Here is a 21,680-nt window from a genome sequence, read left to right on the forward strand (position 1 = left end):
GTCAAACACTTTTTTAAGTTATTTCTCTGTGAGTTACTTTCGAACTCACTGACCTTGTCATCTCGGCTTCGCTTTGTTTGCTTTCCCGTGACAACGGAGGCGCATTATAGGGAGTTCGTTTAGGAACACAACCCTATTTTTCAAAAAAACTTATCTTTTTGGTTCGTTCGTATAGAAAACAATCAAAATCCGATAAAAGTGCATCAAAAAGGGGGCTACTGCCCCCTAAACCTTGAACTTCATCTCACTTTTCACTGCATTAGTGAAATTACTGGTGAGCGATAACTTGGTCATTGTTCACAATCAGCTGTACTTTCTTATCTGGCAATATTTGTCCGGCTAAGATTGATTTCGCTAGTGGGTTTTCGACATTTTGTTGAATGGCACGTTTTAGAGGTCGCGCACCATACACAGGATCAAAACCAACTTGAGCAATCAAATCGAGGGCTTTTGCGGATACCTCTAATTGGTAACCTTTTTCTTCTAAGCGTTTAGCTAGACGTTCCAGTTGAATAGAAGCAATCGACTTTATGTGCTCTTGACCAAGCGGATGGAATACAACACTTTCATCAACACGGTTTAAAAACTCAGGACGGAAGTGCTTACTAACCACATCCATAACTTCATTCTTAATGCCTTGGTAATCCAGAGTAGCAAAGTTCTCTTGGATGCGAGCTGAACCTAAGTTCGATGTCATGATCACTACAGTATTACGGAAATCAACCGTTCTACCCTGACCATCAGTTAATCGACCATCATCCAATACTTGCAGCAAAATATTGAACACATCGGGATGCGCCTTTTCTACTTCATCTAATAGGATGACAGAATAAGGTTTGCGACGAACCGCTTCTGTTAGATAACCACCCTCCTCATAACCAACGTAACCCGGAGGCGCACCAACTAACCTTGCCACAGAATGTTTCTCCATGAATTCAGACATGTCGATACGTACCAATGCGTCTTCGCTATCGAACATAAAGCTCGCGAGTGTCTTACACAATTCCGTTTTACCCACCCCCGTAGGGCCTAAGAATAAGAAGGAACCAATTGGTTTGTTTGGATCTGATAATCCTGCTCGACTACGGCGGATTGCATTCGATACCACTTCTACCGCTTCTGCCTGACCAATCACACGTTTGTGCAATACCTCTTCCATGCGGAGCAGTTTCTCTTTTTCTGCTTCGAGCATTTTAGAGACTGGTATACCCGTTTGCTTAGAGAGTACTTCTGCAATCTCGTTATCCGTCACCTTATTGCGTAGTAGCGTCATCTCTTGCATCTCAGCTTGAGTTGCAAGGTCGAGTTGTTTTTCAAGTTCAGGAATACGACCGTATTGCAATTCAGACATACGGTTTAAATCACCTGCGCGGCGAGCAAAATCCATGTCCATACGCGCTTGCTCTAGTTCACCTTTAATATGTTGTGTACCAGAAAGGGCCGCTTTTTCAGCATTCCACACTTCTTCAAGCTCCGCGTATTCGCGTTCTTTTTCATCCAACTCTTCATTAAGTGCATTTAAACGTTTTTCACTCGCTTCATCATGTTCATTACTTAATGCTTGTTGTTCGATTTTAAGCTGAATGATCTTACGCTCTAGCTTGTCTAGTGACTCAGGCTTGGAGTCAATCTGCAAACGAATGCTAGAAGCCGCTTCATCAATTAAGTCGATCGCTTTGTCCGGTAATTGACGGTCTGACACATAACGGTGTGACAAACTGGCCGCTGCGACAATCGCAGGGTCGGTAATCTCTACATGATGATGAAGTTCATAGCGCTCTTTTAGACCACGCAAAATCGCAACGGTATCTTCAACACTAGGTTCGTCCACCAGCACTTTTTGGAAACGACGCTCAAGAGCGGCATCTTTCTCTATATACTGACGATATTCATCCAATGTTGTTGCACCGACACAGTGAAGCTCGCCACGTGCCAACGCTGGTTTAAGCATATTGCCTGCATCCATAGAGCCTTCGCCTTTGCCAGCGCCGACCATAGTATGTAATTCATCGATAAAGAGAATAACGTTGCCTTCTTCTTTGGCTAATTCATTCAATACCGATTTCAAACGTTCTTCGAATTCACCACGATATTTCGCTCCTGCTACGAGCGATCCCATATCTAGTGAAAGCACACGACGCCCGCGTAGACCTTCCGGAACTTCATTATTAATGATGCGCTGTGCCAAACCTTCCACAATAGCGGTTTTACCCACGCCCGGCTCACCGATAATGACAGGATTGTTTTTAGTTCGACGTTGCAGTACTTGAATGGTTCGACGGATTTCATCATCGCGACCGATCACAGGATCCAGCTTACCCTGCTCTGCACGTTCGGTAAGGTCAATCGTGAACTTTTCCAAGGCTTGGCGAAGCTCTTCTGCATTGGGGTCATTGACCTTTTGACCACCTCTGATCTTTTCGATTGCTTGGCTAACTTTTTGCTCAGTTAAGCCGAGCTCTTTAAGCAATTGACCAAGAGGACCGCGGTCTTCCATTGCAGCAAGTAAGAAGACTTCTGATGAGATGTAAGAGTCCTGACGCTTTTGAGCCACCTTGTCACACAGGTTAAACAAAGTCCCCATTGAACTAGACAATTGAACATCACCACCAATACCGCTTACTTTTGGCAATCGGTCTAACATCTCGCTCAACTTTGAACGTAACTGAGTAACGTCGACATCTAACATTGTTAGCAATGGACGAATTGGGCTACCGTTTTGATCCAGCAAAGCCACCATAAGATGGACTGGTTCGATGTATTGATGATCGCGCCCTAACGCCAGTGACTGAGCATCAGAGATAGCGATTTGAAACTTACTTGTGAATCTATCAAGACGCATATCTTCCTTCCTAACCTCAACTTAAGAGAATTCTTTTGACAGTTAGAAAGATGGATACGCAAAGGGGGAATTTCAAGGGAGTGAATCAATAAAGATAGCTTTGCAAAAATAGAGCTATGCATCATAGCGAATTTGCGCTTGGTCAGAGTTAATCTTCAATCCAAATAAAAGTGGCTTGTCGACCAGTCACACCATCACGGCGATAGGAATAAAAGTCATCTTTGTCTTGAAAAGTACATAGACCTGAATCAAATACTTGAGTGACACCAAGTTTATTAAGACGCTGAGTTGCAAGCTTGGACATATCCGCTAACCACTTTCCTTCAACATCACGAGGGGTAAAGGCTTGATGAGCTTGTGAGTCGAAATCCATAAAGGCTTGGAGGACATCCTCCCCCACTTCAAATGCTTTTGGTCCAATAGCAGGACCAAGCCACGCCATAACCTCACCAGAAAACAACTCTAATGCGTTTTCAATGATACCATTCGCTAAACCACGCCAACCGGCATGCACCGCAGCAACTTGGGTACCTTGCATATTGGTCAGTAAAACGGGTAAACAATCTGCCGTCATAGCAGAACAGATAACATTGCTTGAAGACGTATATATGCCATCCGCATCGAGCACTTGCAAAGTCGGAGCACTCACTTGAGTGACAACCGTCGAATGAGTTTGGCTTAACCAGATAGGTGCGGTCGGCATATTTGCCTGTTGCGCTAGCCATTCGCGGTTTTTTTCAACTAATGACAGTTCATCCCCAACGTGTGCACCTAAGTTAAGCCCTTGATACGGAGCAGAAGAAAAGCCCCCTACTCTCGTAGAGGAAAAAGCTTTTACATTCTTAGGCGCAGGCCAGTTGGGAATAACTGTCTTCATATTAGAACTCGTCTGGTAGACCGTATTCTTCTGTATCTTTGCGCAACGCTTCTGTCATGACGACCATATCCGTAGGCACTGGAGCATGGAACTCAAGCTCTTCACCAGTGATAGGATGTTCAAAGCGAAGCATTACCGCGTGCAGTGCTTGACGGTCAAAGCCACGAATCATCGCAGTCACTTCTTCTGAAGCACCTGTCGGGATACGAGCACGACCACCGTAAGCAGTATCACCTAATAGCGGATGCTGCAGGTAAGACATGTGCACACGGATTTGGTGTGTACGACCGGTTTCTAGACGAAGACGAATGCGTGTATGCTCGCGGAAGTGCTCAGCAACACGGTAGTGTGTTACTGCTGGCTTACCCAGAGGTGCTACAGCCATCAGCGTACGCTTAGTAGAGTGACGACCAATTGGCTTATCCACTTTACCGCCTGCTGTCATACGGCCGATAGCAATCGCTTCGTATTCACGTGTAATGTTACGTTTTTGCAGAGCACGAACTAGACGAGTTTGCGCCGGAACGGTTTTTGCGACCACCATTAGGCCAGTCGTATCTTTATCCAAACGGTGCACAATACCTGCACGAGGTACTTCTGCAATATCAGGATAATGATGCAATAGCGCGTTGAGCACGGTACCATCTGGAGTACCCGCACCAGGGTGAACAACAAAATCACGAGGCTTATTGATTACGATGATGTCATCATCTTCGTAGACGATATCTAGAGGGATATCTTGCGCTTCCCAGCGTTCTTCATCTTCCAGCTCGGCTTGCAAGGTAATTTCCTCGCCACCCATAACTTTGGTGCGAGGTTTAGTGACAACTTCACCATTCACTTGTACTTTCCCGTCAAGAAGCCATTCTTTCAGGCGAGAGCGAGAAAAGTCTGCGAATAATTCGGCGATAGCTTGGTCCAAACGTTGACCTAATTGGCTATCTTTTACGGTGTTGGTTAAAACAATCTGCTGAGCCATATCGAACTTTTTTAAAAACTGTGAGACTAATGCTCACGACTGTGGAAAAATAGACTATTACGTCATTGTATCTGTTACTGGAAAGAAAGTAACGGCAGCTTAAGAAATATTTAGATTCAAGGAACAGACTCCTGATATGAAACATCAGACTTTAACAGGCCTTTTAGCGGTATCCCTTCTGTTTGGCTGTGCAAGCAAAGAAGAAATCGTTCCTGATGTGCCACCTTCTGAACTGTATGCTGACGCGCAAACGTCGCTTCAAAGTGGTAACTGGCTTTCTGCTATTGAGAAATTGGAAGCTTTAGATTCGCGTTACCCGTTTGGTGCCTACTCTGAGCAGGTACAACTTGACCTTATTTACGCGTACTACAAAAACGACGACCTAGCATTAGGTCTTGCAACGATTTCTCGCTTTATGCGTTTGAACCCAACTCATGAAAAAATGGACTGGGTATTGTACATGCGTGGTTTGAGCCACATGGCGCAAGACCGTAACTTTATGCATGACTTGTTCAACGTTGACCGTAGTGACCGAGATCCAGAGCCAGTTAAGAAAGCATTTGATGATTTCAAAAAACTGCTAGAGCGTTACCCAAACAGCCCATATGCTGAAGATTCACAAAAACGCATGGTGGCACTGAAAAACCGCTTAGCAAACTACGACCTTGCTACTGCGGACTTCTATCTACGCCGTGAAGCTTGGATTGCTGCGATTAACCGTGTCCAAGAACTTCAAAAAGCATTCCCAGATACTGAAGCAGCACGCAAGTCACTGGATATTCAGTTAGAAGCTTACAAGCAACTGGAACTAAAAGATGCCGTTGCCAGAACGGAAGAGCTGATAAAGCTTAACCCAGTAAAATAACACCAACCGCCACAGCTTTGCTTGTGGCGGTTTTGTTCCCCCCCTTCCTTATTTTTGCTTTATCCTTTCTCGTTACCACATTCATTACCTTGATGATTTTTTAAGCGACACATATGCTTAAGGTTCTCCTTCACCATCAACATGGATGTGAACATGGCATTATCAAAGCTATGGACAGGACTTCTACTGTTACTCTCAGCATCAGCATTTGCTTTAGAGTTGTCCCCTCTGAGACAGCCCCCTTACACAGGTGATCTCGATGTCATTAAAGAGAAGAACGTCTTGCGTGTGTTGGTATCTGCCGATTTGGGTTTCTACTACATAGAGGGAGGTGAACCAAAAGGGATTGGCGCTGAGTTGCTTGCGCATTTTGAGAGAGATTTACGCAAACTCAAACCTAAGATCAATATTCAAATCATTCCTGTATCTCGTGATGAGCTGCTTCCTTCCCTAGAACAAGGGCTGGGAGATCTGGTTGTTGCGAACCTCACCATTACCGACGCACGTAAGAAATTGGTTGATTTTAGTGATCCTGCCATTACGGGAATTGAAGAGTGGGTGATCACCGACAAGAAAACACCTGTGATGACCAAGCTTGACCAGTTAAGCGGCAAGGAAATATGGGTACGTGCCAGTTCAAGTTACTTCGAGAGCATTCAGGCATTAAACAAACAACTTAATAAGAAAGGCTTACCACCTGTTGTTGTGCATTTCATAGAAGAAACACTACAAGACTACGAATTGGTGGGAATGCTCAACAATGGCTATGTCAAAGCCATCGTTCTTGATAGCCACAAAGCCAAGTTGTGGATGAGCTTTATGGATGATATTCGCTCTCATACCAAAATCCCCCTCCGCACCGGAGGTGAGATAGCATGGGCAATGAGGCACGATAGTCCAGAGTTGAAGAAAGTGGTGAATAAATTCATCAAGACATCAAGATCCGGCACCTTATTGGGCAATGTGATTTACGGCAAATATATCGATAATACTAATTGGCTCAACAAAGCCCTCAACCCGAAAAAAATCGCGCAATTAGAAAAGCTCTCTTCCTTATTCTCTAAATATGGAGAGAAATACGATTTTGATTATCTGCTTATCGCCGCAGTGGCCTATCAAGAATCTGGATTTAACAATAATCTAGTATCGAGTCGAGGTGCAGTTGGCATCATGCAAATTCTGCCAAGTACTGCCAGCGACCCAAACGTAAACATCAAAAACGTTCGAAACTTAGAGAACAATGTCCATGCTGGTGTGAAGTACATGGCCTTTCTACGTCGATACTACTTCAGCGATGAAGCAATCAGTAAAGAGAACAAACTGTACCTAACGCTTGCCGCATACAATGCGGGGCCTGGAAATATAGAGAGAATGCGTAAACGCGCCGCGCAACAAGGTTATGACCCAAACGTTTGGTTTCACAATGTAGAAGTGGTGACGCGACGTAGCTTAGGCGAGACAGTCAGATACGTCACTAACGTGAACCGCTACTACGTTATTTACAAGCAACTCGAAAGCCTCGACCTAGCCAAGACATTGGACAACGTCTTATTAGCGCCAGAAGACCCTGTTTTCATGACGCCATTGAAAAAAATAAGCCAAACGCCATAAAACCGAGAACAAAAAACCAAAAACGCCGCTCAGTTCATGAGCGGCGTTTTTGAATCTAACTTACTATGCACTTTAAGAGTGATCTGATTCACATCTTTGTTCTGGTTAATTTTTAACTAACTAGAACTACTGGCCGTATAACTCCCCTAAAAACGGGATAGTTTTCAGCTCAGTACTCTATCCAATCTAATGATTTCGAATCCGATAACAAGCAATTTTCACAGAAATCTGAACAGTTCTTGAGAAAGATCACATTCACTTCCCACCTATAAAAAACCACTCAAAATAGTGATCTATATCACATCATTTTATCCTCAGAGCGGTAATCTGAATTCAACCCATGAGGGATGAAACAGAGGAAAAACATTTATGACAATGAACATCACTGGTAAAAATATCGAAATCACCTCTGCAATCCGAGCTCATATTGAGAGCAAATTTAAAAAGCTGGAGAAATGGCAAGTAGACATCATCGGATGCCAAGCAACTTTCAGTGAGGAACCAAACAAACAGAAGAAATTCGAAGCCGTTATTACGGTTCCTAAAGGGCAACTAATCGCCTCAGCTACTCACGAAGATCTTTACGCAGCTATCAACGAAGTGGAGCAAAAACTAGAACGACAATTGAATAAGCTGACCCACAAACCTGAAGCTCGACGTGCTAGCAAGCCAGAGTTAGTGGAAGAAGAAGAGTAAACCGACCAGATCGAGGAAGTAGCGCCGTAAGGCGCTATTTTTTTGCTTGACGCTCCCCGCCTGCTTGCTTATTGTGTTTAAACACTCACAAATTAAGCACTATTTATGCATTTGACTCACCTGTTTCTTTTTGACTTCTTTTTCCTTCCATAGTTGGAGGGGCTAACTCGTTTGTGAAAGAAAAGTCAAAAACAAACAGAAAGCCTCCCGAATCGGGAGGCTTTTTTTATAAGGAAAGAATTGATGACTGACCAACCTATTTCCCTGGATGAAATTCGTTTACGTTTGAATGAGCTTGATGACGAGCTTTTAAGCTTGCTGTCTGAACGTCGTAAGCTCAGCATTGAAGTAGCAAAAAGCAAAGTCCAAACATCAAAACCTGTTCGTGATGCTGTCCGTGAACAACAACTACTAGTAAAACTGATTACCAACGGCCGTGATAAATACGAACTCGACGCTCAGTACATCACCAAACTTTTCCATACGATCATCGAAGATTCGGTGCTTTTGCAACAAAGCTATCTACAGAACCTAGTCAACCCTCAGCAAAGTCGTAAACCATTAGCACGAGTGGCTTTCTTAGGAGCTAAAGGGTCTTACTCTCACTTAGCTAGTCGTGAGTACTTCAGTCGTAAAAATACAGAGCTAATTGAACTCAACTGCGAGCACTTCAAAGAAGTAACTCAGACCGTTGAATCTGGCCATGCTGATTATGGTGTTCTACCAATTGAAAACACCAGTTCTGGTTCAATTAACGAAGTCTACGACCTTCTACAACACACAACACTTTATATCGTAGGAGAGCTGACTCAACCGATTGAGCATTGCCTTGTTGCAACCAAAGACATTCGTCTAGAGAACATCAAAACGCTTTACTCTCACCCGCAGCCCCATCAGCAATGCAGTGAGTTCCTTAGTAGAATGAAAGGCGTTCAACTCGAATCTTGTGCGAGCACAGCCGATGCGATGCAAAAGGTACAAGAATTGGGCCGTGATGATGTCGCCGCTATCGGTAATGCTTCCAGTGGTAAGCTCTATGGCTTACAAGCGATCCAAGGCAACATCGCGAACCAAACTGAAAACCATACCCGCTTTATTGTGGTTGCTCGTAAACCTGTCGAGGTCTCCACACAGATACCGGCAAAAACCACATTGATTATGTCTACCTCTCAAGAGGCAGGTTCTTTAGTCGAGACCCTGTTAGTACTGCAACGTTTCGGTATCAACATGACTAAGTTAGAGTCCCGTCCGATCATGGGTAACCCATGGGAAGAAATGTTCTATGTTGATTTAGAATCACACCTTGGTTCCACCGCCATGCAGCATGTGCTCGATGAGCTCACCAAGATAACTAAACACCTGAAAGTATTAGGATGTTACCCAAGTGAGAACGTAAAACCCACTCAAGTAAAATTGGGTTAATAGACATCGATAGGTAAAAAGATCATGGTAGACCAAAAAGTCGTTATCGCTTCACTCAACCCTGCAAAAATTAAAGCCGTAGAGAGTGCTTTTCAAAGTGCTTTCCCTGAACAACGTTTTAACTTTTTCGGAGTCAGTGTCCCGAGTGAAGTTTCAGACCAGCCAATGACCAATGATGAAACACGCCGAGGTGCTTTAAATCGTGTTCGCAATGCTAAAACTGAGATGCCGAATGCTGATTTCTATATTGGTTTAGAAGCGGGTATTGAAGGAAAAGTTACATTTGCTTGGATGGTGATTGAATCCGAGACTCATCGTGGAGAGTCGCGTTCAGCAAGTTTGATGCTACCACCAAAAGTGCTAGAAAAACTTGAACATGCCAATGAACTGGGTGATGTAATGGATGAAGTATTTGGTACTGACAACATCAAACAAAAAGGTGGCGCAATTGGCCTGTTAACTCAAAACCAACTGACGCGCAGTTCGGTCTACCACCAAGCTTTGATTCTGGCGTTGATTCCTTTTACCAACCCTGAACATTTCCCTGCAAACCTATAGCTGTGTGGCTCTTATTAAGAGTCTGAAGCTGATAGTCGAGTAAAGTACGTATTAAAAAGGGCGGATATTCCGCCATTTTTGCTGTCCGTAACTCAAAGATTATTGAGCGCCCTGCTCTAATAATGTCTTAAGTTTGTCTTTGTCGACATCGGACTTTGACTTTAACTCGTTAGAGCCACGGGTAATTGTCGCAATACCAACCCCAAGCATTTGACTGATTTGACGCTGTGAGAGCTCACATTTTAGCAACTCGTTGAGAATATTAACGCGTGCGGTCAGTGACTCTCGCTCATCCGGTGTCATTAGCATGGTCAACAACATTTCGTGTTGCTGATTGTCCACACTTGAACGGATTAACTCGACAATCTGTTGCCAGTCTTTGTACTCAGGTTCATGTGACATCAAGTTACCTCACTCAATACTTGGTATTGATCTCTTCTTGGGTCAAGAACGAACCGTCGACACCCAAAAGGTCGCGGTAGTACGTTTCGAACATCAAAATGTTCTGTACATACCCACGCGTCTCTTTAAATGAAATCGCCTCTATAAAGGAATAAGCATCCACTTTTCCTTGAGTTCGCTCTCGCCACATTTTTACTCGGTTAGGCCCTGCATTATAAGCAGCGAGCGAAAAAATACGATTATTATCGTAATCTTCCATTAAGCCTTGTAAGTAATGGCTACCAATTTCAATGTTCTTACCTACATTGTAGAGATCTTGCGTACCTTGATATTTCAGCTTGTACTTGTTTGCCGTGTACTTAGCCGTCGCAGGCATAATCTGCATCAGACCACGAGCTCCAACCGGAGAACGCGCTTCAGAATCAAGTGCACTCTCTTGTCTCGCCAAAGACATCATTGTGATTGGGTCGATATTGTGTTTCTCAGCGTAAAAGTTAAACCACCAGCGATGCGCGACAGGGAATCGCAACGGAATGTTATCCCACATCTGAGCTTGAATACTCGCAATAACCGTCAAGTTATGCCAATGCTTAGACGCGGCAAAAGCGGCAAGTTGCGTTTTCTCCTCTTTACCAACACGACGGAGCAAATGTGTCCATTCACTCTTCGCCGCAGCGATCTTGTCGGTTGCTATCAGCTCTTCAATACGAAGCAGCGATTTTTGATATGGCTGAATAGCTGTCTTATCGAGCTTAACAGAGCTTGATGGATACTTGATCGATTGACCAATCGCATTCGCTGCGGCCACACTGTAAAAGTTACGCTGGCCAGTCTGTTTTGCTAAACGTTGCTTACCTGCGACTTCATCACCCAATGCGATTTCACTGCGCCCTAACCAGTATTGCCACCGAAGTGATGCTTGCTCTTCATCATTAAGCACTGCGATCCATTTTTTTACCCCTTGCCAGTCGCCATTTTGAATCGATAAACGAATACGACTTTCAATCAGAGGTAGGTTTTTACTGGTTTTTGTTTTGTCATCGCGCCACTTCGCCAATGAATCTGATTCAGTACGAATCAAACGAATCGCAATGTAATCCGCCAGTGCTTGAGCCTTTTCTGGAGAGAACTTTTGCCCTTTCACTACGGTCGCATAAGCATCTTGCGCTTGCTTGGTGTTTTTTCGAGCCAGTTTCTCTAATGCGAATTCTGCTTGAGTTCGATTAAAGTCATTCGCTTGTTGCTTCTTGGCAAACTCCGCCACATTTTCAGGCTTATCGAACAATGCCTTCATCGCTTTGGCTTGCTGCTGAGCTTTGGCCGATGTAGGCAACTTTTGCAGATAGGCCATTAGCCCGCCATTACGCGCATCAAATGCTAATAACATGCGTTGTAAAATCATGTCATCTGTACGTTCACCCGCTTTGTCCCATGCAGAGAACAGTGGGTCACATTCATCAGCAATACTCTTGCCGCGCAGCCACATGTGCTCTGCGCCTTTAAAGGCCGCGACTTGTTTCCCTTGTTCTAGCTGAGCGACATAGAAAATACACTGATAACGCTCACCACTTGGCTCAACTTTCTGGAACTCGGTAATGGTTTTCCAATCTTTCTGGCGATAAAGGTTATCTAGATACGGGGCGCGAATACGACGTGAGAATGGAAAAGCTTCATGTTCACTAATAAACGCATCTACCTGTTGTGGTGACTTGCTCGATAATTGCCTCAGAAATACCCGATAGTCCACATAAGGAGTGAGTGGATAATCAGCGATTTTGGAACGAATAGACAAATAGCCATCAATGTCATTCTTGTCTAATAAATTTTGTGCCTGCTCATAGACTTGACGCTGCTTTTCTAGGCTCAGCGTCGCGTTTGCCGACACGCTTACCGCACATAAAGCGGCTGCGTAGCATACTCTTTTAGCCAATTCAGTTACGTTGAATTTCATGTGCGTCATTTTCCCCAGACGTTTCTCTCTTCATGCTTTACCACTGGTGAATACAAACGTAGTAAGCAATAAAGCATATGCATCTATTTACACCGTAATAAGTGCTTATTGTAAAGCGACTTGATGTAATAAATGTTGTACTCGTAAAACTTTAGAACCCTTTAAGACAAATAGATTCCCATCAATTCATCCAACTAAATGAACTGTTGGCTTTGATTTAAAGACGAACAAGAAAAGTGTATACCCTAAAGTTGAGAGTTTCCGGTCAGCGATGAAGAAGAAATTACACAAGATGCTAATTTCTTGCAATGCGGTAACAAAACTGAAGGAGTTGGTATAAAATAGAGCCTTTGAATGACAGTTAATTTAGGAACGATCGGCAATGGCTGAATACGTATATACCATGTCGCGGGTGAGCAAAATTGTGCCACCTAAGCGTCAAATTCTTAAAGACATCTCTCTAAGCTTCTTCCCTGGTGCAAAAATCGGTGTTCTAGGTCTGAACGGTGCGGGTAAATCTACGCTGCTACGTATCATGGCGGGTATCGATACCGATATCGATGGTGAAGCACGCCCACAACCGGGCCTAAACGTAGGTTACCTACCGCAGGAGCCTGCTCTGGACGAGTCAAAAACCGTTCGTGAAATCGTTGAAGAAGCTGTTGCAGATGTTGCTGGCGCACTTAAGCGCTTGGATGCGGTATATGCAGCGTATGCAGAACCAGATGCCGATTTTGATGCTCTAGCAAAAGAACAGGGTGAACTAGAAGCGCTAATTCAAGCGAAAGATGGTCACAACCTAGACAACGCGCTAGAACGTGCTGCTGATGCACTTCGTCTTCCTGAATGGGATCAAAAAATCCAACACCTATCCGGTGGTGAGCGTCGCCGTGTGGCTATCTGTCGTCTTCTTTTAGAAAAACCAGACATGCTACTGCTCGACGAACCGACCAACCACTTGGATGCTGAGTCTGTTGCATGGCTAGAACGCTTCCTAGTTGATTACACTGGTACTGTAGTTGCGATTACCCACGACCGTTACTTCCTAGATAACGCAGCGGGTTGGATCCTAGAACTTGACCGTGGTGAAGGTATTCCATGGGAAGGTAACTACACCTCTTGGCTAGAGCAAAAAGATGCGCGTCTACAACAAGAAGCGTCGCAAGAAAAAGCTCGTCAAAAGACCATCGAGAAAGAACTTGAATGGGTTCGTCAAAACCCTAAAGGTCGCCAAGCGAAATCTAAAGCACGTATGGCGCGCTTTGAAGAGCTACAAAACACTGACCACCAAAAACGTAACGAAACTAACGAGCTGTTCATCCCGCCAGGTGAGCGTCTAGGTGATAAAGTTATCGAAGTGAACAACCTGACTAAGTCATTCGACGGTCGCGTTCTTATCGATGATCTATCATTCAGCATGCCTAAGGGTGCCATCGTGGGTATCATCGGGGCCAACGGTGCGGGTAAATCAACCCTATTCAAGATGCTAAGCGGTACTGAACAACCTGATTCGGGTACGATTGAACTGGGTGACACTGTGAAACTGGCTTCTGTTGAGCAGTTCCGTGATTCAATGAACGATAAAAACACGGTATTCCAAGAGATCTCAGAAGGCGCTGACATCATCAAGATCAACAACTTCGAAATCCCTGCACGTGCTTACTGTTCTCGCTTTAACTTCAAAGGCTCAGATCAACAGAAAGTTATCGGCGAGCTTTCTGGTGGTGAGCGTAACCGTGTGCACCTTGCTAAGCTGCTTAAAGCCGGCGGTAACGTACTACTACTCGATGAGCCAACCAACGACCTTGACGTTGAAACACTACGTGCACTTGAAGAAGCGCTGCTTGAGTTCCCTGGTTGTGCCATGGTTATCTCGCACGACCGTTGGTTCCTAGACCGTATCGCAACGCACATCATCGACTACCGCGATGAAGGCCAAGTTAACTTCTACGAAGGTAACTACAACGAGTATATGGAATGGCTGAAGAAGACGCTTGGTCCTGAAGCCGCTGAACCACACCGTATCAAATACAAGCGCGTATCGAAGTAATTTCGTTTATAAGATGAGTGTGCGGTATATCACCTTACACTCACCTTTGCTTGTAATTCGTACAAAGGTCGCTATCATAGCGGCCTTTGTTGTATGTGTTGCATAAATGGCTCAGATTGGCATTTTTTCAATTAAGAGCTTGACCTTTAGCAATCGTAACTCTGTGCTACCTCGACATTTTAAGAACAACAATTGAACAATTTTTGTTCTATTTGATATAGTCATCGACAGATTCGACGACTATATGAGAAAGCTCTATGACGGAGAGACGACGCTTTTCACGCATCATCTACCAAGTTTCTGCTTTAGTGGAACAAAGTGACTTGGCACTACAAGCCACGATTCAAGATCTCTCATTACATGGTTTATTGTTAAGAGCTGAAAATGCAAACTCACTTGAGTCGTCACTACCGGTAGAAGTCGCATTCTCGTTCGCTCAATCAGAACAGGTGATGCAGTTAACCGCTGATATCATCGCTGTTGCAAGTAACGAGATCCGGCTGAAGATCATCAACATAGACATCGACAGTATTAGCCAATTAAAACGATTTATAGAGTTAAACGTAGGCAATAACGAGCTGCTGAATCGAGAGTTAGAATACCTTTCTGATTTGGGGGAAGAATAAATTGAACGCCTGCTTTAGTAACAATAACTATGTCTAAAAAAATCATCATGCAGATCCCAACAAAAGATGGGAATCAGCAATTTTATGTGGGTCGCCTTTCGATCCTTGCAGTATGTGTGTCAGTCATCGCTTTGCCTGCCGTCGTTGGTAGCGCTTGGTATTTGAATCAACAACAAACATACAATCAAGAGACGCTAAACCAAACCATCGCAAAGCTGGAAGGTGAAAAAGCGGAGATCACGGCACTGTATGAAGAACAACTTGATACGAACCACTCTCTTTCTCAATCTTTAACTGACAAAAACAATCAGATTCAATTGCTAGGTAAGCGTGTATATGATGTGGAGTCGGTTCTGGGTCTCGCTGACGAAGAGCTTGAAAGCGAAGAGTACAACGTTGCCCTAGAAGAGCGTATTGATGCCGCAGCCATTGATTCAGCAGTGCGCGCAACGATGTTCCGTTTAATTCCAAACGACAGTCCGATGACTTACCAACGTATCTCCTCCCCTTATGGCAGTCGGATTAACCCTATTTCTGGCAAACGTCATGTGCATACAGGCATCGACCTTACATGTAAACGCGGCGAAGAAATCTTAGCCCCAGCGGATGGTGTGGTAGAAACGGTGCGACCAAGTAATCGTGGATACGGTAACTACCTTACGCTCCGTCATTCATTTGGTTTCTCAAGCTCATTCGCTCATCTGAACAAATTCAGCGTGAAAAATGGCCAGTTTGTCAGTAAAGGCGATGTAATAGCGAAATGTGGTAATTCAGGTAACTCGACTGGGCCACACCTTCATTACGAAGTACGCTTTCTTGGGCGTACGCTAAACCCGCGCTACTTAATGGATTGGACACCAGAGAACTTTAACTCCGTGTTCGAGAAAGAAAAGATGGTAAAATGGGGTCCTCTGGTTCAGTTGATCGATAACGTGGTTCGTCTGCAAATCAATCTAACCAATTCGCCATACCGAGATACGAGTATTAGCACGGTATCAAGTGAAGACAACAGTGGTACATCGACCAACTGATTATTTTCAAACAAAAAAGAGCAGCCAATGTGCTGCTCTTTTTGCATCTAAAATAGGGAATTAGCCACGATGGATATTATCGTTCGCTTGCTTAAGTAGGTTCTGACTCTCGTTCATGAATTGCTGAGAGTACTCACCAAACCAATCGCTCACTTGCTCGAAGCTTTCGACAAACTCAGCCTTGTCTTTACTGTCTAAAACAGACAAAGCTTCACCAAAGCGTTGGTGGAAACGCTTAATCATATCGATGTTTTCTTGTGATGAAAGAATGATGTCACCGTATAGATTTGGGTCTTGACCAAACAGACGCCCTACCATCACTAACTCCAAGCGGTAAATTGGCGAGCTCAGCTTTAACAATTGTTCAATGTTAGGGTTTTCTTTGCTTAAGTGCATACCGTAAGCGAAGGAAGTAAAGTGACGTAGCGCCTGAATCAAAGTCATACCATGATCGTGCTCTTGCGCATCGATCTGGCACAAGCTTGCGCCCCAAATACCAAACTGTTGCAGTAGCCATTGGTATTGCTCATTCTCACGACCATCGCAGTACACAATCACCTGTTTCGCTAAGCTTGGCACATCAGGACCAAACATTGGATGGAGACCAACAACCGGGCCAGAGTGTACATTTAACATTGCTTGCAGTGGCTTGGACTTGATAGAAGTCAGATCACAAAGAATGCAATCTTGTGGCAGGTTACCGAGCTTTTCAATCACACCTTCAGTTAAATGGATTGGTACAGTCACGACCACCAGGCCAGCGTCTTTTAAGATTTCGTCAGCGTGCTCCCAGTCTTTACTGCCCAAGACTTTCACTTGGTATCCAGACAGTTTGAACATACGTCCGAACAAACCACCTAACTGGCCATTACCACCAATAATAACGACTGAGCGCAATTCTGGGTTCAAACACTTAAAACCGGAATCTTTCTCGCTGGCATAAGACTCACGCATTGTTCGACGAAGAATGTCTTCTATCAGCTGTGGAGGGATCCCCATTTTTTCAGCTTCAGCTCGTCGTGATGCCAGCATTGCCGCCTCACGATCTGGGGCGTAAATTGGCAAACCGTGTTCGCTTTTTACTTCACCCACTTTCTCTACTAGCGCTAAACGCTGAGAGAGTAGCTCTAGCATTTGCTTGTCGACTGCATCAATCTGATCGCGCAATGCGTTAAGTTCAACTGCCATTGATGTTCCTTAAATAAGTTCCGTTTTAGCCTTTAAGGCGATTCTCTAAGAAAGGCACCAGCTCTTCGTGTGCATGACGTAATAGTGCCTCAGTTGAATCCCAATTGATACACGCGTCGGTAATTGAAACACCGTATTTCATCTCTTCGAGAGTAAGGTCTGAAGATTGATTACCTTCATTAATATGACTTTCAATCATCAGGCCAATGATCGACTTGTTGCCTTCTCGAATCTGGTGAATCACGTCTTCTGCAACTAACGGCTGACGGCGGTAATCTTTACGTGAGTTCGCATGGCTACAATCCACCATCAAGGACGCATCAAGGTTGGACTTCGCCATCTCTTGCTCACACTCAGTAACGGATACTGAGTCGTAATTGGTCTGCTTACCACCACGAAGAATCACATGACCATTCGGGTTGCCTTGCGTAGTCAGAAGCGCTACTTGACCTTCACGGTTAATACCCATGAAACGGTGGCTAGAAGAAGCCGCTTGCATTGCGTTGATCGCCGTTGCCAAACTACCGTCCGTACCATTCTTAAAGCCGATAGGCATTGAGAGACCACTTGCCATCTCACGGTGTGTTTGTGACTCAGTCGTACGAGCGCCGATTGCTGCCCAACTAAAGGTATCTGCCAAGTATTGTGGGCTAATTGGGTCAAGAGCTTCTGTTGCCAGCGGAATATCCATCTCAGCGAGTTCAACCAACAGTTCACGACCAACATGCAGCCCATGTTCAATGTCGAAGCTGCCGTCTAGGTGTGGGTCATTGATCAAGCCTTTCCAACCAACCGTGGTTCGAGGCTTCTCAAAGTAAACACGCATAACAATATACAGTTGGTCGCTTAGTTGTTCTGAAAGTGCTTTTAAACGCTTGGCGTAATCCTTCGCAGCGTCTACGTCATGGATAGAACATGGTCCACATACAACGAGTAGACGATGATCTTTTTTGTGAATGATATCAGCGATGGTTTGACGAGAATCTTGGATAAAACGACGGGCCTTTTCACTTAGAGGAAGCTTAACTTTTAGCTCCTCAGGCGTGATAAGAACTTGTTCTTCGCAGATGTTAATGTTGCTCAATTCACTTCTTTGCATAACCTTGACCTGTATATTATTTTTTACACCCAACCAATTCCTTGGTGAGACAACTAAGCCTTATGGACAAGATAACAGGCTAAAAAAGAATTACAACCGTACACAATAAAAAACATCCAGTGTAAATTTAAATTTACATTAAAAGAAAAAGCCGAAATGCAGAGCACTTCGGCTTTAAATGGATGTTTTAGAAAGTTTACGTCTCACCCTGAACAAACCATTATTCAGGGGTGAGATGGCTAGCCAACCAATCGCTTCATAGCTTCAGAGGCATCTTTCCACTCTTGCGAAAGTTTTAGCTCGCTTAGAGAAAAGCTCTGTTTCTTCAACAAGGCATCAGCGAGGGGAACAGAAGTGATGGGTAGATTATCAAGCACCTCAACTTGCGCATCGCGCTTGTTGCAAACCAGCAGCATATCGCAGCCAGCGTTTAATGCTTGTGCGCCACGTTCGGCAGGACCACCCATAATTGCGGCACCTTCCATGGTCAAATCATCAGAGAAGATCAAACCTTTAAAACCAAGTTGCTGGCGCAGGATTTGTTTAAGCCAATACTCAGAGCCGCTAGCAGGTTGGTCATCATAATTTGGGAAAATGACGTGAGCAGGCATCATCGCGTCTAAGATGCCAGCATCGATTTGCGCTTTGAAGATAGCCATGTCTTGCTCAAAGATATCGCTACGCTCGTCATACGGTGTCTCTAAGTGTGAATCAGCAATCACACCACCATGACCCGGGAAGTGCTTACCTGTTGTTGCCATACCGACACTCTTCATACCCTGCATATAAGCAGTGCTGTGACGCAAAATGGTGTCTAAATCCTCACCAAAAGCACGGCTGCCAATCGCTTTACATTGGTGACCTTTATCCAACACTGGCGCGAAGCTTAGGTCGATATCATGAGCAATCAGCTCAGCAGCCATCAACCAACCGCCCATGCGGGCCAGATCTTCACTGTTTTGGTGTTTGGCGTATTCGTCTGCCGCAGGAATCAATGAAAAGCCTTCACGGAAACGCTGAACACGTCCGCCCTCTTGATCAACACCAATCAAAATCGGACGTTTCGCCGCTTTGCGGATAGATTGGGTAAGAGCTTGAAGCTGCTTGCTGTCGTGATAGTTACGCGTAAATAAAATCAAACCACCAACCGTTGGATGCTCCAAAATTTCTCTGTCTTCTGCAGTCAGTTCATAGCCTGCAACATCAACCCATAACGGTCCCATTTTTTCTCCTCAAAATCGGCTGAATATCTCGTATTCGATGAGGTTATTCGCTTCAGAATTGCTTTACAATAAGTGAATCGAAGAATTGACGGAATTGGCTGTGAATCTTAACAAACTGTATATCGGTGTGATGTCTGGAACCAGTATGGACGGTGTAGATACCGCACTGGTTGAAATTGAAGATAACCGTGTTCGCTTGCTCGCACACGATGATTACCCAATGCCTGCTCATATTAAGCAGACGCTTTTGTCGGTTTGCACTGGGCAAGACACGAATCTAAAAGCCATTGGTAAGCTCGACCACCAACTTGGCCATCTGTTTGCCGATGCGGTTTTACAGCTACTGGATAAATCCGGCTATTCCGCAGAGCAAATCCGAGCCATTGGTAATCATGGTCAAACCGTGTTCCATCAGCCGACTGGCGAACAGCCCTTCACCACCCAACTGGGTGATGCCAACATCATTGCAGTCAAAACTGGCATTGATACCGTGGCAGATTTTCGTCGTAAAGACATGGCGTTAGGTGGCCAAGGTGCACCGCTCGTCCCTGCCTTCCATAAAAGTATTTTTGCCATGCAAGATTCCACCACCGTGGTGCTTAACATCGGTGGAATTGCCAATATCTCGGTACTGCATCCTGACCAAGCAGTGATCGGCTACGATACTGGCCCAGGCAACATGTTGATGGATGCATGGTATGAACAGCACACAGGACAAGGCTTCGACAAAGACGCGCGATTTGCTCTGCAAGGCAACACCGATGCAACACTACTAACTCAACTCTTAGCAGAGCCTTACCTCGCCATGTCGACGCCTAAGAGCACTGGTCGAGAGCTGTTCAATATCGATTGGCTGCATCATCAGTTAGCCAACCACAATATCTCAGCACAAGATGTACAACGCACGCTGTGTGAATACTCGGCAAAGACCATTGCAAACGAAGTGGAGAAATTCACGTATGGTCAGCAGCCACAGCTGTTGGTGTGTGGCGGAGGGGCGAGAAACCCTCTACTGATGCAACGTTTAGCGGAACTTCTGCCGCAGTGGCAAGTCGCAACAACGGATGATAAAGGTGTCGATGGCGATTACATGGAAGCCATGGCGTTTGCTTGGCTTGCTCAGCGACATATTGACGGGCTGCCGAGCAACTTACCTGAAGTGACTGGTGCGAGCCGTCTTGCTTCGCTGGGTGTGCTCTATCCTAAAAACTAAATGCGTTGTGCCAGACACAGCGACAAAATAAATCGAAATCAGTATTCAAAAGGCTTAAACCACTATGACAAATGACGCGCTTATTGCTGCTCTTGCCCACCTAGTATCAGAAGGTCGTAACCCAGAGACGATGGACATCGATTTACTGCCCTCTCTGGACATTGTTCAGCGACTTAATCAGCAAGATAAGCTCGTACCACTTGCGGTTGAGAAGGTTTTACCCGAAATCGCACTCGCGGTGGATAAGATCACCGACGCGTTTAAAGTCGGCGGTCGTCTGGTTTATATGGGCGCTGGCACCAGTGGCCGTTTAGGTGTGCTTGATGCATCGGAATGTCCGCCAACATTTGGCGTATCTGACAAGATGGTGGTCGGTCTGATTGCAGGTGGCCCAGAGGCGATTCTAAAAGCAAAAGAAGGTGCGGAAGATTCGCCGGCTTTAGGTGAGCAAGACCTAAAAGATATCAAATTCACAAATCTCGATGTGGTCGTAGGTATCGCTGCAAGTGGCCGAACGCCTTATGTCATTGGTGGTTTGGAGTACGCCAACGAGATCGGTGCAACCACGATTGCACTATCTTGTAATCCAGATTCTCCAATCGCCGACATTGCCGACGTCGCAATTAGCCCTGTTGTAGGCCCTGAAGCATTGACTGGCTCAACACGTTTGAAATCAGGTACGGCGCAGAAACTGGTTCTGAACATGCTGACTACTGCCAGCATGATCCGTTTGGGTAAGAGTTATCAAAACTTAATGGTCGATGTGAAAGCAACCAACAATAAGCTCGTTGCACGCGCCGCACGTATTGTGATGCAAGCGACCGATTGCAGCAAAGAAAAAGCTACCGACGTACTTAAACAAACTGGTTATGAGGTGAAACTGGCGATCTTAATGATCCTGACCGATCTTGATATTGAATCTGCTCGTGCTCACCTGCACCACCAAGACGGCTTCTTACGCAAAGCAGTGGAAAACCACCAGCCTAAATAAATCTCGAGTCCCGTAGTTCAAATCTGTCGATAGAAGACAAACAAAAAGGAGACCTC

18 protein-coding genes and 1 other annotated feature are annotated in these 21,680 nt (G+C 44.9%); of the genes, 10 read left to right on the forward strand and 8 right to left on the reverse strand.

The features are described from left to right. Positions 1–268 precede the first annotated feature (268 nt). From clpB to rluD, 3 genes are all read right to left on the reverse strand, one after another. Positions 269–2,842 carry an ATP-dependent chaperone ClpB gene (clpB, locus tag ITG12_RS08435; RefSeq protein WP_248873941.1) on the reverse strand — a complete coding sequence of 858 codons (2,574 nt, stop codon included), beginning with the start codon at positions 2,840–2,842 and terminating at the stop codon, positions 269–271. 148 nt (positions 2,843–2,990) lie between these two features. Then, positions 2,991–3,719, reverse strand: a complete 729-nt coding sequence (gene pgeF, locus ITG12_RS08440; RefSeq protein ID WP_248872954.1) for a peptidoglycan editing factor PgeF — start codon at positions 3,717–3,719, stop codon at positions 2,991–2,993. 1 nt (position 3,720) lies between these two features. Next, a complete protein-coding gene (gene rluD / locus ITG12_RS08445; RefSeq protein WP_104024290.1) occupies positions 3,721–4,698 on the reverse strand; it encodes a 23S rRNA pseudouridine(1911/1915/1917) synthase RluD in 978 nt (325 codons plus the stop codon). Positions 4,699–4,834: 136 nt separating this feature from the next. Here rluD and ITG12_RS08450 point away from each other — a divergent pair, with 136 nt between their 5' ends. From ITG12_RS08450 to yjjX, 5 genes are all read left to right on the forward strand, one after another. Continuing rightward, positions 4,835–5,563, forward strand: coding sequence for an outer membrane protein assembly factor BamD (locus ITG12_RS08450; protein ID WP_248872955.1), 729 nt, complete (start codon positions 4,835–4,837; stop codon positions 5,561–5,563). Between the two features lie 153 nt (positions 5,564–5,716). Then, positions 5,717–7,174 carry a lytic transglycosylase F gene (locus ITG12_RS08455; RefSeq protein WP_038868800.1) on the forward strand — a complete coding sequence of 486 codons (1,458 nt, stop codon included), beginning with the start codon at positions 5,717–5,719 and terminating at the stop codon, positions 7,172–7,174. Positions 7,175–7,543: 369 nt separating this feature from the next. Next, positions 7,544–7,870, forward strand: a complete 327-nt coding sequence (gene raiA / locus ITG12_RS08460; RefSeq protein ID WP_038868798.1) for a ribosome-associated translation inhibitor RaiA — start codon at positions 7,544–7,546, stop codon at positions 7,868–7,870. A gap of 108 nt (positions 7,871–7,978) precedes the next feature. Beyond that, positions 7,979–8,100, forward strand: a sequence feature (Phe leader region). Between the two features lie 13 nt (positions 8,101–8,113). After that, entirely contained in the window at positions 8,114–9,292 is a 1,179-nt protein-coding gene (gene pheA, locus ITG12_RS08465; protein WP_038866429.1) for a prephenate dehydratase, read from the forward strand. Positions 9,293–9,316: 24 nt separating this feature from the next. After that, the gene (yjjX, locus tag ITG12_RS08470) at positions 9,317–9,850 is read left to right on the forward strand and encodes an inosine/xanthosine triphosphatase (protein ID WP_042605393.1); all 534 of its coding nucleotides are present in this window, start codon (positions 9,317–9,319) and stop codon (positions 9,848–9,850) included. Between the two features lie 99 nt (positions 9,851–9,949). Here yjjX and trpR read toward each other — a convergent pair whose 3' ends face one another. Beyond that, positions 9,950–10,252 (reverse strand): trp operon repressor, encoded by a 303-nt coding sequence (gene trpR, locus ITG12_RS08475; RefSeq protein WP_248872956.1) that lies wholly within the window; start codon positions 10,250–10,252, stop codon positions 9,950–9,952. A gap of 13 nt (positions 10,253–10,265) precedes the next feature. Further along, entirely contained in the window at positions 10,266–12,212 is a 1,947-nt protein-coding gene (locus tag ITG12_RS08480) for a transglycosylase SLT domain-containing protein (protein ID WP_038876277.1), read from the reverse strand. A 373-nt stretch (positions 12,213–12,585) separates the two neighbouring features. On the opposite strand from ITG12_RS08480, the gene ettA reads away from it, so the two are divergent. The 3 genes from ettA (at position 12,586) to ITG12_RS08495 (ending at position 15,910) form a co-directional block, all read left to right on the forward strand. Beyond that, the gene (gene ettA, locus ITG12_RS08485) at positions 12,586–14,253 is read left to right on the forward strand and encodes an energy-dependent translational throttle protein EttA (RefSeq protein WP_248872957.1); all 1,668 of its coding nucleotides are present in this window, start codon (positions 12,586–12,588) and stop codon (positions 14,251–14,253) included. A 257-nt stretch (positions 14,254–14,510) separates the two neighbouring features. Continuing rightward, the gene (locus ITG12_RS08490; protein WP_038876273.1) at positions 14,511–14,879 is read left to right on the forward strand and encodes a PilZ domain-containing protein; all 369 of its coding nucleotides are present in this window, start codon (positions 14,511–14,513) and stop codon (positions 14,877–14,879) included. Between the two features lie 29 nt (positions 14,880–14,908). Beyond that, positions 14,909–15,910 (forward strand): M23 family metallopeptidase, encoded by a 1,002-nt coding sequence (locus tag ITG12_RS08495; protein WP_038876270.1) that lies wholly within the window; start codon positions 14,909–14,911, stop codon positions 15,908–15,910. 60 nt (positions 15,911–15,970) lie between these two features. Here ITG12_RS08495 and tyrA read toward each other — a convergent pair whose 3' ends face one another. The 3 genes from tyrA to nagZ form a co-directional block, all read right to left on the reverse strand. Beyond that, a complete protein-coding gene (gene tyrA, locus ITG12_RS08500; RefSeq protein WP_248872958.1) occupies positions 15,971–17,098 on the reverse strand; it encodes a bifunctional chorismate mutase/prephenate dehydrogenase in 1,128 nt (375 codons plus the stop codon). Between the two features lie 25 nt (positions 17,099–17,123). Then, on the reverse strand, positions 17,124–18,197 hold the full coding sequence (locus ITG12_RS08505) for a 3-deoxy-7-phosphoheptulonate synthase (RefSeq protein WP_038876265.1): 1,074 nt from the start codon (positions 18,195–18,197) through the stop codon (positions 17,124–17,126). A gap of 239 nt (positions 18,198–18,436) precedes the next feature. Next, positions 18,437–19,420, reverse strand: coding sequence for a beta-N-acetylhexosaminidase (nagZ, locus tag ITG12_RS08510; RefSeq protein ID WP_248872959.1), 984 nt, complete (start codon positions 19,418–19,420; stop codon positions 18,437–18,439). Between the two features lie 100 nt (positions 19,421–19,520). Here nagZ and ITG12_RS08515 point away from each other — a divergent pair, with 100 nt between their 5' ends. After that, positions 19,521–20,633 (forward strand): anhydro-N-acetylmuramic acid kinase, encoded by a 1,113-nt coding sequence (locus ITG12_RS08515; protein WP_248872960.1) that lies wholly within the window; start codon positions 19,521–19,523, stop codon positions 20,631–20,633. Positions 20,634–20,697: 64 nt separating this feature from the next. Further along, positions 20,698–21,624 carry an N-acetylmuramic acid 6-phosphate etherase gene (murQ, locus tag ITG12_RS08520; RefSeq protein ID WP_248872961.1) on the forward strand — a complete coding sequence of 309 codons (927 nt, stop codon included), beginning with the start codon at positions 20,698–20,700 and terminating at the stop codon, positions 21,622–21,624. Positions 21,625–21,680 lie beyond the last annotated feature (56 nt).

It is taken from the genome of Vibrio sp. ED002, from assembly GCF_023277445.1.
GTDB lineage: Bacteria > Pseudomonadota > Gammaproteobacteria > Enterobacterales > Vibrionaceae > Vibrio > Vibrio jasicida.